Source organism: Roseibium suaedae (assembly GCF_900142725.1).
GTDB lineage: Bacteria > Pseudomonadota > Alphaproteobacteria > Rhizobiales > Stappiaceae > Roseibium > Roseibium suaedae.
On the sequence record NZ_FRBW01000001.1, the window covers coordinates 257,861 to 271,268 of the forward strand.

Annotated in this window: 15 protein-coding genes, 1 tRNA gene and 1 riboswitch; of the genes, 9 read left to right on the forward strand and 7 right to left on the reverse strand. The window is 58.9% G+C overall.

Annotation, left to right across the window (positions count from 1 at the left end; genetic code table 11):
- Window positions 1-216 precede the first annotated feature (216 nt).
- Complete coding sequence (gene cmk, locus BUA94_RS01135) at window positions 217-843, reverse strand: (d)CMP kinase (protein WP_073007720.1); 627 nt, start codon at window positions 841-843, stop codon at window positions 217-219.
- Window positions 840-2,195, reverse strand: coding sequence for a 3-phosphoshikimate 1-carboxyvinyltransferase (gene aroA / locus BUA94_RS01140; RefSeq protein WP_139250975.1), 1,356 nt, complete (start codon window positions 2,193-2,195; stop codon window positions 840-842). Before aroA ends, cmk begins: the two co-directional genes overlap by 4 nt.
- A gap of 210 nt (window positions 2,196-2,405) precedes the next feature.
- On the opposite strand from aroA, the gene BUA94_RS01145 reads away from it, so the two are divergent.
- The 3 genes from BUA94_RS01145 to BUA94_RS01155 all read left to right on the forward strand — a co-directional run bounded on the left by BUA94_RS01145 (window position 2,406) and on the right by BUA94_RS01155 (window position 3,571).
- Window positions 2,406-2,795, forward strand: a complete 390-nt coding sequence (locus BUA94_RS01145) for a TIGR02300 family protein (RefSeq protein WP_073007723.1) — start codon at window positions 2,406-2,408, stop codon at window positions 2,793-2,795.
- Between the two features lie 147 nt (window positions 2,796-2,942).
- Window positions 2,943-3,018 (forward strand) — tRNA-Ala (locus BUA94_RS01150).
- Between the two features lie 121 nt (window positions 3,019-3,139).
- Entirely contained in the window at window positions 3,140-3,571 is a 432-nt protein-coding gene (locus tag BUA94_RS01155) for a YqaA family protein (protein ID WP_073007727.1), read from the forward strand.
- Between the two features lie 57 nt (window positions 3,572-3,628).
- Here the strand turns inward: BUA94_RS01155 and BUA94_RS01160 are convergent, their stop codons facing one another.
- Both BUA94_RS01160 and BUA94_RS01165 read right to left on the reverse strand, forming a co-directional pair.
- The gene (locus tag BUA94_RS01160; protein WP_073007730.1) at window positions 3,629-4,309 is read right to left on the reverse strand and encodes an energy-coupling factor ABC transporter permease; all 681 of its coding nucleotides are present in this window, start codon (window positions 4,307-4,309) and stop codon (window positions 3,629-3,631) included.
- Between the two features lie 56 nt (window positions 4,310-4,365).
- Window positions 4,366-4,578, reverse strand: a riboswitch (cobalamin riboswitch).
- A gap of 29 nt (window positions 4,579-4,607) precedes the next feature.
- A complete protein-coding gene (locus BUA94_RS01165) occupies window positions 4,608-5,198 on the reverse strand; it encodes a DJ-1/PfpI family protein (RefSeq protein ID WP_073007733.1) in 591 nt (196 codons plus the stop codon).
- A 443-nt stretch (window positions 5,199-5,641) separates the two neighbouring features.
- On the opposite strand from BUA94_RS01165, the gene BUA94_RS01170 reads away from it, so the two are divergent.
- The 4 genes from BUA94_RS01170 (at window position 5,642) to BUA94_RS01185 (ending at window position 9,865) form a co-directional block, all read left to right on the forward strand.
- Window positions 5,642-6,952, forward strand: coding sequence for an extracellular solute-binding protein (locus tag BUA94_RS01170; RefSeq protein ID WP_073007736.1), 1,311 nt, complete (start codon window positions 5,642-5,644; stop codon window positions 6,950-6,952).
- Between the two features lie 84 nt (window positions 6,953-7,036).
- Window positions 7,037-7,918 carry an ABC transporter permease subunit gene (locus BUA94_RS01175; RefSeq protein WP_073007739.1) on the forward strand — a complete coding sequence of 294 codons (882 nt, stop codon included), beginning with the start codon at window positions 7,037-7,039 and terminating at the stop codon, window positions 7,916-7,918.
- A 13-nt stretch (window positions 7,919-7,931) separates the two neighbouring features.
- Complete coding sequence (locus BUA94_RS01180; RefSeq protein WP_073007742.1) at window positions 7,932-8,774, forward strand: ABC transporter permease subunit; 843 nt, start codon at window positions 7,932-7,934, stop codon at window positions 8,772-8,774.
- A gap of 11 nt (window positions 8,775-8,785) precedes the next feature.
- On the forward strand, window positions 8,786-9,865 hold the full coding sequence (locus BUA94_RS01185; RefSeq protein WP_073007746.1) for a sn-glycerol-3-phosphate import ATP-binding protein UgpC: 1,080 nt from the start codon (window positions 8,786-8,788) through the stop codon (window positions 9,863-9,865).
- A gap of 88 nt (window positions 9,866-9,953) precedes the next feature.
- Here BUA94_RS01185 and BUA94_RS01190 read toward each other — a convergent pair whose 3' ends face one another.
- Both BUA94_RS01190 and BUA94_RS01195 read right to left on the reverse strand, forming a co-directional pair.
- On the reverse strand, window positions 9,954-10,598 hold the full coding sequence (locus BUA94_RS01190) for a glycoside hydrolase family 25 protein (RefSeq protein ID WP_073007749.1): 645 nt from the start codon (window positions 10,596-10,598) through the stop codon (window positions 9,954-9,956).
- 84 nt (window positions 10,599-10,682) lie between these two features.
- A complete protein-coding gene (locus tag BUA94_RS01195) occupies window positions 10,683-11,039 on the reverse strand; it encodes an MmcQ/YjbR family DNA-binding protein (protein ID WP_073007752.1) in 357 nt (118 codons plus the stop codon).
- A 265-nt stretch (window positions 11,040-11,304) separates the two neighbouring features.
- On the opposite strand from BUA94_RS01195, the gene BUA94_RS01200 reads away from it, so the two are divergent.
- Both BUA94_RS01200 and BUA94_RS01205 read left to right on the forward strand, forming a co-directional pair.
- Entirely contained in the window at window positions 11,305-11,733 is a 429-nt protein-coding gene (locus BUA94_RS01200; RefSeq protein WP_073007755.1) for an Hsp20 family protein, read from the forward strand.
- Between the two features lie 36 nt (window positions 11,734-11,769).
- Window positions 11,770-12,057 carry a BQ00720 family protein gene (locus BUA94_RS01205; RefSeq protein ID WP_073007758.1) on the forward strand — a complete coding sequence of 96 codons (288 nt, stop codon included), beginning with the start codon at window positions 11,770-11,772 and terminating at the stop codon, window positions 12,055-12,057.
- A gap of 86 nt (window positions 12,058-12,143) precedes the next feature.
- Here BUA94_RS01205 and BUA94_RS01210 read toward each other — a convergent pair whose 3' ends face one another.
- On the reverse strand, window positions 12,144-13,328 hold the full coding sequence (locus BUA94_RS01210; protein WP_084081765.1) for an OpgC family protein: 1,185 nt from the start codon (window positions 13,326-13,328) through the stop codon (window positions 12,144-12,146).
- Window positions 13,329-13,408 lie beyond the last annotated feature (80 nt).

Below are 13,408 nucleotides of genomic sequence, written 5' to 3' on the forward strand. Positions count from 1 at the left end.
GTGACATCACCAGATGCGGTATTCTCAAGGGCTGGGAGCTGACCTTGCTGGGCCTGTTCCCGGTCCAAAATCCGGTGCTCCGGAAACGCCGATAAGCCGGACAGGCCCGTCGTCTTCGGGCCCGCACCAGCTTTTTGTTCGGCTATTCACAACGCGAAGACCGTGCTGAGCTTCTCGTCTGCTTGTTGCAGGCCGCAGAAACCGGGCTGTTTGGCTTCAAGCGTTGCAGGCGCGGGATACGATATCCACAGCCGCCCGGAACGCGGTTTCTATATCCATTTCCGTCGTATCAAGCAAGTGCGCATCGTCCGCCTGACGCATCGGAGCAACGGTGCGCTGGCTGTCGCGCAGGTCGCGGCGCTTGAGGTCGTCGAGAACAGATGCAAAATCAGCCTCTTGGCCCTTGGACAGCATTTCGTCGGTCCGGCGACGGGCGCGGGCTTCCGGAGAAGCGGTCACGAAAAGCTTCACGGTCGCATCGGGGCAGACAACGGTGCCGATGTCACGGCCGTCGAGCACAGCGCCCGGAGGAGAGGCTGCAAATTCCTTCTGCAGACGGACCAGTTCTTCGCGCAAACCGCCCAGAACAGCCACGCGGGAAGCTGCCTCGCCAATCTCATGGGCGGACAAGGCGTTCTTGTCCATCTTGCCGAGGTCGAGGTGGCTGGCAATCTCGATGGCGACAGCTTCGTCGCCAAGGGGCAGGCCCTGTGCCAGAAGCGCGGCGGCCACTGCACGATAGGTCAGTCCCGTGTCCAGGTGGCGGAGATTGAAATGAGCCGCCAGCCTGCGGGCGAGAGTGCCCTTGCCGGAAGCGGCCGGACCGTCGATGGCAATAATCATGCGGCCTCGCTGCTGGAATTGCGGATATCTGCTCCCATGCCGGAGAACAGACCAGTGAAAGTCGGGAAGCTGGTCGCGATCACCGCGCCATCATCAACCGTAACCGGCTTGTGGGCGGCCATGCCGAGCACCAGGAAGGACATGGCGATCCGGTGATCGAGATGGGTGACGACCGTGCCATTGCCGATGTTGTTGGCGCCGCCTGTCACAGTCAGGCAGTCTTCGCCCTCAATGCAGGGAATGCCGTTGGCTTCCAGACCACGGGCAACAGCGGCCAGGCGGTCGGATTCCTTCACGCGCAGTTCGTCGAGGCCGGGCATGAATGTGTCGCCTTCGGCAAAGGCAGCTGCGACGGCCAGAACCGGATATTCATCGATCATCGAGGGCGCGCGGACGGCCGGAACGGTGATGCCCTTGAGCTGGCTGGCGCGGACGCGGATGTCGCCGACTTCCTCACCGCTGGCATCGCGGCGGTTCAGGATCTCGATGTTGCCACCCATTTCGATCAGGGTGGTGATCAGGCCGGTCCGGTGCTCATTGAGAAGCACGTTCTCGATGGTCACGTCCGAGCCCGGCACGATCAGGGCCGCGACAATCGGAAAGCCGGCAGAAGACGGATCGCCAGGAACGTCCAGGTCCTGCGGCTTCAGTTCCGGCTGGCCCTTGAGCTTGATGACCCGTTCGCCTGCCTCGTTGAGCGTGACGGAAATCTCGGCGCCAAATCCGGCAAGCATCTTTTCCGTATGGTCACGGGTCGGGATCGGTTCGATGACCGTGGTGATGCCCGGGGCGTTCAGACCGGCCAGGAGAACGGCGGATTTCACCTGAGCAGAAGGCATCGGCACCCGGTAGGTCAGCGGCAGCGGCTGCTTTGCGCCCCGGATGGAGGCAGGCAGGCGGTCGCCGGAGCGGGCAACGACAGAGGTGCCCATCTGACGCAGCGGATCCAGAACGCGGCCCATCGGCCGGTTCGACAGGGAAGCGTCGCCGACAAAAGTCGCGGCAATGTCATGGGTGCCGAAGATGCCCATGGTGAGACGTACGCCAGTGCCGGCATTGCCGAAATCGATCACGCCTTCAGGCTCGAGCAGGGAGCCGAGACCAATGCCGTCAATGTGGTAGGTGCCGTCGGCATCCTTTTCGATCTTCGCGCCAACAGCGCGCATGGCAGCTGCCGTTGCCAGGACGTCTTCCGATTCCAGCAAGCCCTTGACCGTTGAGTGACCCACTGCAAGCGCACCAAACATCAGGGCGCGATGGGAGATCGACTTGTCGCCGGGAACGCGGATGGTGCCGGTCAGCGGCCCGCTTGTGCAGGCGGTCAAAGGGGTGGGCGAGGAACCATGTGACATGCGGATCTTCCAGGATTTGCTGGCACGTAGAAAAATGAGCCCCTTGCTATCATGTGGATCCGCATTCGTCATCTGTTCGTCACCTTGAATTTTTCCTTGCCTCTTGCTGAAGTCTGGCTCAGACAGTTTTTTCACGATTTCGCTTTGACACAGGGTCACGTCCAAGGGTATGGGGCGCGACAAAGCTCACGAAGATGAAGGGTTAGCACAGTGGCAAAACCTGAACTTGGCACCAAGCGGCTGTGCCCCAGCTGCGGATCCAAATACTACGATCTGAATCGGAACCCGATCACCTGCCCCAAGTGCGGCACGATTTTCGAAGCCATCATGGCTTCGCGTGCGGCCAAGGCATCGAAGGTTGTCGAGGAAGTCGAGGATGAAGAAGACGAGGATGACGTCGGTCCGGAGATCGTAACCTTGGAAGAGGCCGATGCCGAAGCCGAAGGCGGATCCGATGAGGATGTGCCGGATATCGACGATGAAGACGTCGATCTGGAAGATGACGGCGACGACGATGAGATTTTCATCGACGATGAAGACGAGGACGAAGAGTCCGTTCCGGGCATCCGCGTTGAACGCGAAGACGAGCAGGAACTTTAAGTCTTTGCCCCTGAAGCCTTTTTAGGTTTCAGGGGTTTTCCACAGGGGGATTTTCCTTTGCCGTGAAATTCCTCTTGATCGATGCGGGCGGCACGTCTATAAACCGCCCTCATCGACAGCCGGTCACCCAAACCGGCCACGGAGATCGGGGCTATAGCTCAGTTGGGAGAGCGCTTGAATGGCATTCAAGAGGTCAGCGGTTCGATTCCGCTTAGCTCCACCATCTCCTCAAAAACTTCCCAAAATTTTCATTTCGGTTGTCTGCTCTTGAAGCGGATATTCGTCATGTCTGGATCATCGCATCCAGATCGTCCATGTGCCGTCGCGAGTGAAGCGGAGGCGTCATGACTGCGATCTCCAGCGTTCTGGGCCTGTTTCTCGTTTCCTTTGTGGCTGCGACCCTGCTTCCTGCTCAATCCGAGCTGGGGGTGGCAGGATTGCTTGTTGCAGATGCGGCGCCTGTCTGGTTGCTGATTCTGGTGGCCAGTACGGGCAATACGCTGGGGTCCGTGGTCAACTGGTTCCTGGGCCGGGGCGTGGCGCGGTTTTCTTCCAGGCGCTGGTTTCCGGTGACGCCGTCCCAGCTTGATCGTGCATCGGCCTGGTATCAGCGCTGGGGCAAATGGAGCCTGCTGTTGAGCTGGGCGCCGGTGATCGGCGATCCGCTGACCTTGGCGGCTGGAGTGCTGCGGGAACCGTTTCTGCCGTTCCTGCTGCTCGTCGCTCTTGCAAAGACGGTGCGCTATCTGGTCATCGCAGCTCTGGTTCTTTGGTAGGCATGAAAAAAGCCCGGCGTTTCCACCGGGCTTTTTATGTTTAGGCGATTGTCTCGATCAGGCGGCGCTGTAGAGGCGGCGCTGCACGACCGGGGTCTGGGACAGGCCGTTGAGGGCCTTGGCTCCTGCGAGGACAGCCAGATCAACGAGAGGCTCCAGCAGCACAACGGTCATATAGGCTGCGCCGAACGTGCCGACCGAGGTGAAGGTCTCTGCCGTGACGCCATGGCCGTAGAAGGCCCAGAACGCGACCCAGGTGACGATGCCGCCCTGATAGGCGGTCGACAGGGCCAGGGCCTGAGCATAGGTCACGTCAACATAGGCGGACTTCTGCGGAATGATCTTCTTTGCCAGCAGCGACACTGCAAACAGCGGCACAAGCAGCGTCGTGACGTTCATGCCGTATTGCGGAAGATCGAAGGGCGCGAAGAACAGTCCCTGAAGCAGAAGGCCTGCGGCAAGACCGATGGCTGCCGGTCCTGCTCCGAAAATCAGGAACAGGGTGGAGCCGAGGATCAGGTGCACTTCGGACACGCCAACCGGATAATGCGGCAGGATCTCGAAGAAACTGAAGACGAGGGCCGTGGTCAGAATGCTGCGGCTGACAAGTCCGCCGAAGCCGCCATCCTGCCGAAGATTTGTCAGAGCCATCTTCGCGGCAAGTCCGAGCGAGCCAATGGCGGTCACGATGCTCAGGGAAAGCTTGGCACCTTCAACGATGCCTGGTTCGATATGCATGTTATTCTCCTGTCCCCACCCACCGTGGGAAAGAGTTGACGAAGGCAGCCCATCGGGATGCCCGGTTCTCAATGGCAGGTCTCCTGGCTTGCGGTTCTTCGCCTGTCCCGCCTTCCCGGACCATTGGTCCAGTGGCACACATGGGTCGGCTCTCCGCTCACAGTTGCGGGGGCAGCCACGGTCTCGGTCCCTTTTGGGTACGCCTCACCGTGTTCCCTTTTAATCCGCCGTGCAGATTGCTTGGCGGAACCATCAAGGGTCATGATATCCCGCGACAAGGGTGGGATGGCAAGCTTTTTCAGGCTTCGCCGGCTTGGATCTTTTCAAGATGCTCGCGGGCAAACGGCGCAAGTTCGGCTTCCGCATTCGCAGTCCAGAGGTCGAGCGCCTTCAAAACTTCCTCGGCAAAGCTCACCGGTGCTGTCCCGGCCGCAGTGATGATGCCGCCGTCAGACACGGCAGCAGCCTGATTCTGGTAGAGGGCCTCTCCCGCATAGCCCTCCTGTCGCTGATGGGTGGCGAGGGAGTTGCCCGTGTGCTTCAGCGCGTTCACAGCCCCGCTTGCCGCTATCGCGCTCGCTGCCATGCAGATGCCGCCAACGACACGTCCCCTGGCCTTGAATGCCAGGATGAGGCCCGACAAGTCTGGTGCCGTGCCCTTTTCCCAGGACAAGCCTCCCGGGATGAGCAGGGCGTCAAAGCGCTCGGGATCCAGATCCGCAAAAGCGCCATCAGGAAGAACAGTAAGGCCGCACATGGACGTGACGGGTTTGCCGTCTGTGCTCGCCGTGGTCACGCTTGCGCCGAGGTAGGAGCGGGCAGCGGCGCTCACAAGGGCGCATTCCCAGTCGGCAAAGTCTTCGGTCAGGGCAATGGCTATACGCTTCATTTCGCGTCTCCCTCAGGTTCGAAATGAACCCTTCCGATGTTGCATCTGAATTTTAATTCCCGGAAGAGTTGTTTTTGTGACAGCCGGCCGGAGCAGTGTTCAAGTTGCGTCAATGGGCCTCTTCATGCAACGGCGCGCGCTTCCGGGCCACGATTGGAAAAGTGATGAGCCGGAAAATAGCTTCGATTTGGCATAAGTACATTTAACTAAAGGTCTTTTTTTTATGCCCTCAAAAATCTCGAAGTTATCCGGCTAAGGGAAACAAAAAACCGCTTTCCGTTCACTCGAACTGTCGTTTAAGGTTCATATGAATGTCACAAGGCGTTCATACGAAAACAATACGAAGCGCAGGTGTTGTCACGAGGGCGCTGCCGCCAACAGGCTGACCCTCTGGATGTCGTACTGCTGACCGGGGAATTACCCCCAGGGATGGGAGCAAAAAAATGGCTTATCGTAAGACGGTCGCGAGCCTTGTTGCCGCTGCTGCACTGCTCGGAACTTCCAACGTTTCTTTCGCAGCTACCGAAATCAGCTGGTGGCACGGCATGGGTGGCCGGAACCAGGAAGTCATCAACGAGATCTCCGAGAAGTTCAACGCCTCTCAGGACGCATGCCATCTGACGCCGCTCAGCAAGGGCACCTATGAAGAAGCCCTGAACTCCGGTATCGCCGCATTCCGCGCAGGCGAACAGCCGAACATCCTTCAGGTTTTCGATGCTGGCGCAGCCACGATCATCAACGCCAAGGGCGCTGTGGTTCCTGCTGAAGACCTGATCAAGGACGCTGGCCACGAGTTCAGCCGTGACGCCTTCATCGACGGCGTTCGCTACTTCTACGCCGACAAGGATGGCAAGTTCATCGGCATGCCGTTCAACTCTTCGGCTCCGATCATGTACATCAACGACGAAGCCCTGAAAAAGGCCGGCGTTGAAGCTCCGAAGACCTGGGAAGAATTCGAAACCATCGCTCCGAAGCTGAAGGAAGCCGGTTTCATTCCGCTCGTTCAGTCTCAGTTGACCTGGGAATTCACCGAGAACTTCTTCTCCCGTCACAATCTGCAGTTCGCGACCAACAACAACGGTTACGACGGCGTGAAGGACACGAAGATCCTCGTCAACACTCCTGAGCACAAGATGATGTATTCCAAGCTCAAGGAATGGTACGACAACGGCTTCTTCGGCTATTATGGCGCTGGCTGGTCCGACAACCAGAAGCCGTTTGAAGAGAACAAGGTCGCATTCTGGATCGGTTCCTCGGGCTCCTTCGGTGGCCTGCAGAAGTCCGCTCAGATGCCGTTCTCCGCAACCTTCCTGCCTTACTGGAGCTCGGTTGAAGGTGCTGGCACCAACAGCTTCATCGGCGGCGCTGCGCTGTTCGCATTCGCCAAGAAGCCGAAGGAAGAAAACGACTGCACCGCTTCCTTCTTCCAGTTCCTGACCTCCGCAGAGATCCAGTACTTCTGGCACAAGTCGACCGGTTATGTGCCGATCACGAAGGCTGCCTACGAAATGGCTCAGGAGCAGGGCTACTACAAGGAAACCCCGCAGGCTGAAGTCGGCATCCAGCAGCTCATGCTGAAGGGTGGCGAATGGTCCAAGGGCTACCGCATGGGCTTCTACCCGCAGATCCGTGAGATCATGGAACGCGAATACAACAAGATTTTCGCGAACGAGACCTCCGTCGACGATGCAATGAAGACCATTGAGGAAGAGGGCAACAAGCTCCTCGAGCGTTTCGCCAAGACTGCAGGCTAATCAGCCGAAATGACCGATGCAAACCGGGGAGTTCCGCTCCCCGGTTTGTCCTGTTTCTCTTTTGCGAAAGCTGGATGACAGCCCATGAAACGTGTCCAGTTCACCAACGCCAGCCTGCCGTATCTGCTGCTGCTGCCCCAGTTGGCGATCATCGTGATCTTCTTCTACTGGCCTTCGGCACAGGCCATTCAGTCCTCCTTCTATCTGGAGGATCCGTTCGGCTTTGGCTCGACCTTTGTTGGGATGGAGAACTACACGGATGTGCTCGGATCGAATGAATACGCCAGTATTGCGCGGTTCACGATCGCCTTCACATTGCTCGTGACGTTTCTCTCCCTGTCCATCGCCCTGCTCCTTGCCGTGAAGGCGGATGCGGTGCTGAAGGGCTCGTCGACTTACAAGACCCTGCTCATGTGGGTCTATGCGGTGGCGCCGCCGGTCGCCGGTTTGATGGGGGTGATGTTCTTCGACATGCACATCGGCCCCTTCCTGAAGGTCGCCGCTTTCTTCGGCTGGGATTTCAAGATCGGGCTGAACTATTTCGATACGGCCTTCGCAATGGTGGTGATCGCTGTCTGGAAGCAGATTCCCTACAATTTCATCTTCTTCCTCTCGGGGCTTCAGGCGATTCCGAAGTCCGTGCGGGAGGCGAGCATGATTGACTGCCGGTCCGGTTTCCGCCGGTTCTGGTCGATCATCCTGCCGCTACTGGCGCCGACGGCCTTCTTCCTCCTGATCATAAACATGACCTATTCGCTGTTCGACACGTTCGGCATCGTGGACGTCGTGGTGAAGGACAAGGCAGCCAACAACCCGATCACGCTGGTCTACAAGGTCTACATGGACGGCTTCCGTGGCGGCGATCTGGGAGGTTCTTCCGCCCAGTCGGTCATCCTGATGCTTGTCGTCTTCGTCCTGACAATCTTCCAGTTCCGCTTCATCGAGCGGCGCGTGCATTACGGTTGAGGGGGGCGCAGTCATGTACAAGTCCAAACTCTCGGATCACCTGATCCTGATCCTCGGCTCCGTGCTGATGATCGGACCGGTTCTGATCGTCTTTCTCACCTCCACCCATGATGCGGTTGAAGTGCACCGGTTCGGCCTGATGGCTTCCTGGGGGGATCACTTCACCGAGACCTACAACAAGGTCCTGTTCAAGGAAGGGGGCTTCACCGGCCAGGTCACGGGCGTGCGGATGCTGATCAACTCCCTGATCCTCGGGATCGGGTTCGGCATCGGCAAGATCGTTCTGTCCATGCTGGCAGCCTATGCGATCGTCTACTTCCGCTTCCGGATGGGCACGTTCTTCTTCTGGGTGATCTTCACCACGCTGCTGCTGCCGCTCGAAGTGCGTATCATGCCGTCCTACGAGGTGGTCCAGCAGCTGGGAATGTTGAACTCCTACAGCGGCATGATCGTGCCACTGCTTGCCTCGGCGACGGGAACTTTCTACTTCCGGCAGTTCTTCAAGTCGGTTCCGGATGAACTCCTGGAAGCGGCGCGCATCGATGGTGCCGGACCGTTCAAGTTCTTCATCGACATTCTGGTGCCGACCTCCAAGACGATGATCGCCGCGATTTTCATCATCATGTTCGTCTATGGCTGGAACCAGTATCTCTGGCCCATGATGATGACCAACGACGAGGCGCATTTCACCCTCGTGCGTGGCATCAAGCAGATCCTGCTGGTCTGGGTCGGGTCCCAGATTCCCGAATACAACGAGGCATTTGCCCTGGCCGTTCTGGCCATGCTGCCTCCTGTCCTGGTGGTCCTCATCTTCCAAAGCTGGTTCATCAAGGGCCTGACCGAAAGCGACAAGTGAGCATCTGAAAAATGGCTACGATTACTCTTGATACGGTCCGGAAGGTCTATGCAGGTGGTGTTGAGGCGGTCAAAGGCGTCTCGATCGATATCGCCGACGGCGAGTTCATCGTGCTCGTCGGGCCCTCCGGCTGCGGCAAGTCCACGCTTCTGCGCATGATTGCCGGACTGGAAGAAATCAGCACCGGCGAAATCCGCATTGGCGAGAAGGTGGTCAACAAGGTTGATCCGGCCGACCGCGACATCGCCATGGTGTTTCAGAACTATGCGCTCTATCCGCATATGACGGTCTACAACAACCTTGCCTATGGCCTGAAGAACCGGGGCATGGCGAAGGATGAGATCGACCGCCGGGTGAAGGAAGCTGCGCGGATCCTCGAGATCGGCGACTATCTCGACCGCAAGCCACGGGCCCTGTCCGGTGGCCAGCGTCAGCGCGTGGCCATGGGCCGCGCCATCGTGCGCGAACCGGCCGCTTTCCTCTTTGACGAGCCGCTGTCGAACCTGGACGCCAAGCTGCGCGTGCAGATGCGCGTGGAGATCAAGCGTCTGCAGAAGTCGCTCAAGACCACGAGCGTCTATGTCACCCACGATCAGCTGGAAGCGATGACCCTGGCTGACCGGCTGGTGGTTCTGAGCGGCGGCAATATCGAGCAGATCGGGGCTCCGATCGATGTCTATGACAAGCCGGCCTCGACCTTTGTCGCCAGTTTCATCGGCTCGCCAGCCATGAACCTTTTGAAGGTTCGCAAGGGTGCGGCCGGTCTGGAGCTGGAAACGGGATCTGGCCTCACCGCAGCCAATCCCTACGGCCGTGACCGGTACACCCTTGGTGTGCGTCCGGAACATCTGTCTCTGGTTGAGGCAGGCGTTCCGGCAGGTGCTCTGACCTTGAAGGCAACGGTGAACGTGCTCGAACCCGTTGGCGCGGAAAGCTATCTCTATGCGAGCTGCGGCGGCACAGGTCAGGAAATCGTGATCCGGGTGGAAAGCCATGCGCGCTTCGAGCCGGGTCAGGAAATCACCCTGACAGCTCAGGCCAAGGATGTGCATTTCTTCGATGCAGATACCGGGCGCCGGGTGGAAAGCTGATTTTTCGGAACGTTCGCCGCCGGTTCTACGAGGGTACTGGCGGTTGACGAAAAGGCCGCTCCGGGAGACCGGGGCGGCCTTTCATCATTCAGAACCAGTCCAGAACCCGTCTTGCGCTGGTCAGGGCGGACACATCATTGCCGAGACGGTTGCGGTCGACGTTCCCCTCAACGCCGTTCACCGACCCTTCTGATGTGTATTGCCAGATCGCGTAGCCTGACCAGGAGCCTGGCAGGGTTGGCTGGTCCGCACTGGTGTAGTTAGCGATCCAGAGAGGGCATTCTGAAAAGTCCGGGTCACCAAGAGCGTCCCAGAAGGCCGGGGCTGTATAGATCATCGGCGAGACGCCCAGCTGGCGGCGCAGGATATCGACAAGGCTGGAAAGGGCGAAGGTATAGGCCGCGTTGCTGACCCCATCCATGACTTCACAGTCGATGGCAGGGGGCAGGTCTGCTGAGGCATCATAGCCAACTGCCTTGAGCTGGGTCAGCAGAAGGTCGGCCTGCTCCAGGAAACTCTTTTCCGGCATGAAATAGTGATAGGCGCCGGTCCTCAGTCCTGCTGCATTGGCGCCTTGCCAGTTTGTCTGGAACATCGGATCGACAAAACCCGTGCCTTGGGTTGCCTTGATGATGGCAAAGCTGGTCGGGTTGGCCGCGACTTCCTGCCAGTTGATGTCGCCTTGATAGTGGGACACGTCGATCCCGGTCAGGTTCTGGACGGTGGTGCTCATGGGGTGTCTCCCTGATCAGAGTTTCCAATCAGGACGCAATGGAATGCAGCCTGTGACGCGGGCCGGTTTTCAAGCGTTGAATGTTCAGGCAAGGCCGAGCTCAGCCTGAAGTTTCCGGGACAGGTTCGCGGCAATGAGTTTGTGTGCGTTGGCAAGGTAGGCTTTGAGGTCCTCGTCAGACAGGGCGTCTGCCTGGTCGATCTGCACCCATTTGGCGCGTGCGAGATAGGGCGCCGGAAGGATGCCGGGAACCTCGATCAGGAGGGAATAGGAAAGATCTGAGCATTTGAAGCTGATCTTGCCTCCTGAGGCATCCGCCCGGTGATGGCAGATCGCGAAAATCTTGCCGCCGATCTTCCAGACGGAGGCTCCTCCCCACTGGATGACATGCATTGATTTGGGCAAGGTGCCGCAAAAGGCGTCGAATTGATCCCGTGTCATGGTTGCCGATCCTGCTTGATGACAAGTGCAAGCTTGCCCATTTGAGGGAAAGTTGATCCGCTCCTGATGAAATTGCCAAGCCTTTTCTGTGGGGATTAAGGATGTCGGCTCATAAATCAGGGCATGCCGGAAGCATCCGTTGAGGTGAACTTGAATCCCTGTTCGAGTGACGCCATATTCAAATCAATATGGAGTGGTGAGCACTCCAGTCCGGATGCCTAGAAGAGGGTTCGGGCGCAAGGTCGCTTTGTGAAGGACTTTGACGATGACACGCATGTCAGCGTTTTCCAGCCCTTTCATGCTCGGTTTTGATGATATCGAGCGTGTGCTGGATCGAGTTTCTAAAGCCGCCAACGACGGCTATCCGCCCTATAACATAGAGCGGTTGCAGAAGGCTGGCGGTCAGGGCGATATCATCCGCATCACGCTTGCGGTTGCCGGGTTCACCCGTGACCAGCTTGATGTTTCGGTCGAGGAAAGCCAGCTGGTGATCCGTGGCCGTCAGGTGGATGACAAGACCCGCCAGTATCTCCACCGGGGTATCGCAGCCCGGCAGTTCCAGCGTGCCTTCGTGCTCGCAGAAGGAATCGAGATCCTGGGAGCTGACCTTAGGGATGGGCTTCTGTCCATCGACCTGGCGCGTCCTGAGCCGGAACGAGTCATCCGGAAGATTGAAATCTCCAGCGGCGACTGATCGCCACCGCCGGACTTACCCATTTGGAGTCATCCTATGACGCGTGATCCCAACGATCCCGCCGCCATCGTGCGGGAGCAGGAAATTGCTGCCATGAGCGAGGAAGTTCTGGCCAGCCTGGGAGCCGGCATCGTTGCCTATGTGCGTGAGGTGCAGGCCAAGGATCTGGCGAAGTATTTCCCGGAAGCGCCACCGACCCAGGACACCACCGTCCTGTGGGCGCTGTTGAACGCGGACGGAACGCCGATTCTGGTTGCCGACAGCCGCGAAGCAGCCTTGGCGAATGCCTTCGAGCATGACCTGGAAATGGTCAGCCTGCACTGAAATCAGGTTGCTCGTCTGAGAGTGAAAACGCCGGCCAATTGGCCGGCGTTTTTATGTTTGTGGCAGGTGCGTTTCCTTGCCGGCGATCAGGCCTTTTCCAGAACCTTCTTCGGGCTGGCCGAGACTGCCCCGGCTCCCGTATCGGACGAGGGCTTGGGGGAGATCAGCGTTGCAGGCGGCTTGCGCCAGGGCTGGCTCTTGAACCAGCCGGCAACATAGGCCACGGCGATCAGGGCCAGAATGCCAAGCCCGTTCGACAGCAGCTGTCCGGCCAGAGTGTCGTGACCGCCTGCCATGTCACGCAAGAGGGCTGCGCCCTGGGCAATCACGAGGCTGGCCATGAAGACCGGCAAGGACTGCTGGCCTACCTTCTGGATCACATGAACGGTTTTGCCCCAGAGGCTGCCTTCCCTGGCGACGAGACGGCGGCCGTGCTTTCCTGCGGCGACCCAGGCCAGATAGGCAAGAGAGAGGAAGTGCATGAAGCGGAGGACGCCGAATTCGGTTTTCACCCGCAGCGGCTCAATGTCCGCGTTGAACTGGGAAATGCTCGGTACAGCTTCCTGAACCCGGAACCAGGCGAGCGGAATGGTGCCGACGACCAGAACAGCTGCCAGGATGACCAGCCGCCGGTCGACGGGCGGAGCGGGGATCCAGCCGCGCATGAAGGCAAAGCCAGTGAAGAAGATCAGCTGCCAGGCAAACGGGTTGAAGAACCAGGGACGGTCGGACCAGGGCTCTGCCGGAAGATTCAGATAGCCGAAGGTCGCCAGAAGCCAGAGCGAGATCGACAGCACGAAACCGGCCGCCACGGACAGGCGGGTGACCGCCATCATCACAGGCACCAGTGCCAGGATGACGATGTACATCGGCAGGATGTCGAAATAGTTCGGCACATAGGTGAGGGTGAGGAGGCCCGGCAACGTGGTTTCCGGCGCGCCGAAGAACCTGTGGAGATTCAAGGCCTCAACATAATTGTAGTCGAGATTGCAGCACTCGGTCAGATAGCCGCTGGACTGGACGGCAACAAGAGCCGCGGCGATGACCAGGAACTGGCCAATATGCGCCCAGTAGACCTGCCACATGCGATGGACGATACGCGCAGTCCCGAGGGCCATGCCGTGCAGATCGAAAATCTTGCCGAAAGCAATTGCCGAGGCCATGCCCGAACAGAAGACGAAGATCTCCGTTGCGTCCGAATAGCCGAAGCGGGCCGGAATCCAGAGGGCCCACCAGCTGTTCGGCAGGTGAGCGATATAGATGATGAACATGCCGAGGCCCCGGAAGAAATCCAGGCGAGGGTCACGTTGCTTCTTGATTTGGGTCTGTGCGTTCACGTTCAACTACAAGC

Bases quoted from the DNA above. Each gene is read 5' to 3' on its own strand.
- BUA94_RS01200 (WP_073007755.1), top strand. From the start codon at position 11,305: ATGACACGCATGTCAGCGTTTTCCAGCCCTTTCATGCTCGGTTTTGAT.
- BUA94_RS01210 (WP_084081765.1), bottom strand. From the start codon at position 13,328: ATGTTCATCATCTATATCGCTCACCTGCCGAACAGCTGGTGGGCCCTC.
- BUA94_RS01175 (WP_073007739.1), top strand. From the start codon at position 7,037: ATGAAACGTGTCCAGTTCACCAACGCCAGCCTGCCGTATCTGCTGCTG.
- BUA94_RS01185 (WP_073007746.1), top strand. From the start codon at position 8,786: ATGGCTACGATTACTCTTGATACGGTCCGGAAGGTCTATGCAGGTGGT.
- cmk (WP_073007720.1), bottom strand. From the start codon at position 843: ATGATTATTGCCATCGACGGTCCGGCCGCTTCCGGCAAGGGCACTCTC.
- aroA (WP_139250975.1), bottom strand. From the start codon at position 2,195: ATGTCACATGGTTCCTCGCCCACCCCTTTGACCGCCTGCACAAGCGGG.
- BUA94_RS01180 (WP_073007742.1), top strand. From the start codon at position 7,932: ATGTACAAGTCCAAACTCTCGGATCACCTGATCCTGATCCTCGGCTCC.
- BUA94_RS01165 (WP_073007733.1), bottom strand. From the start codon at position 5,198: ATGAAGCGTATAGCCATTGCCCTGACCGAAGACTTTGCCGACTGGGAA.
- BUA94_RS01155 (WP_073007727.1), top strand. From the start codon at position 3,140: ATGACTGCGATCTCCAGCGTTCTGGGCCTGTTTCTCGTTTCCTTTGTG.
- BUA94_RS01205 (WP_073007758.1), top strand. From the start codon at position 11,770: ATGACGCGTGATCCCAACGATCCCGCCGCCATCGTGCGGGAGCAGGAA.
- BUA94_RS01160 (WP_073007730.1), bottom strand. From the start codon at position 4,309: ATGCATATCGAACCAGGCATCGTTGAAGGTGCCAAGCTTTCCCTGAGC.
- BUA94_RS01195 (WP_073007752.1), bottom strand. From the start codon at position 11,039: ATGACACGGGATCAATTCGACGCCTTTTGCGGCACCTTGCCCAAATCA.
- BUA94_RS01170 (WP_073007736.1), top strand. From the start codon at position 5,642: ATGGCTTATCGTAAGACGGTCGCGAGCCTTGTTGCCGCTGCTGCACTG.
- BUA94_RS01190 (WP_073007749.1), bottom strand. From the start codon at position 10,598: ATGAGCACCACCGTCCAGAACCTGACCGGGATCGACGTGTCCCACTAT.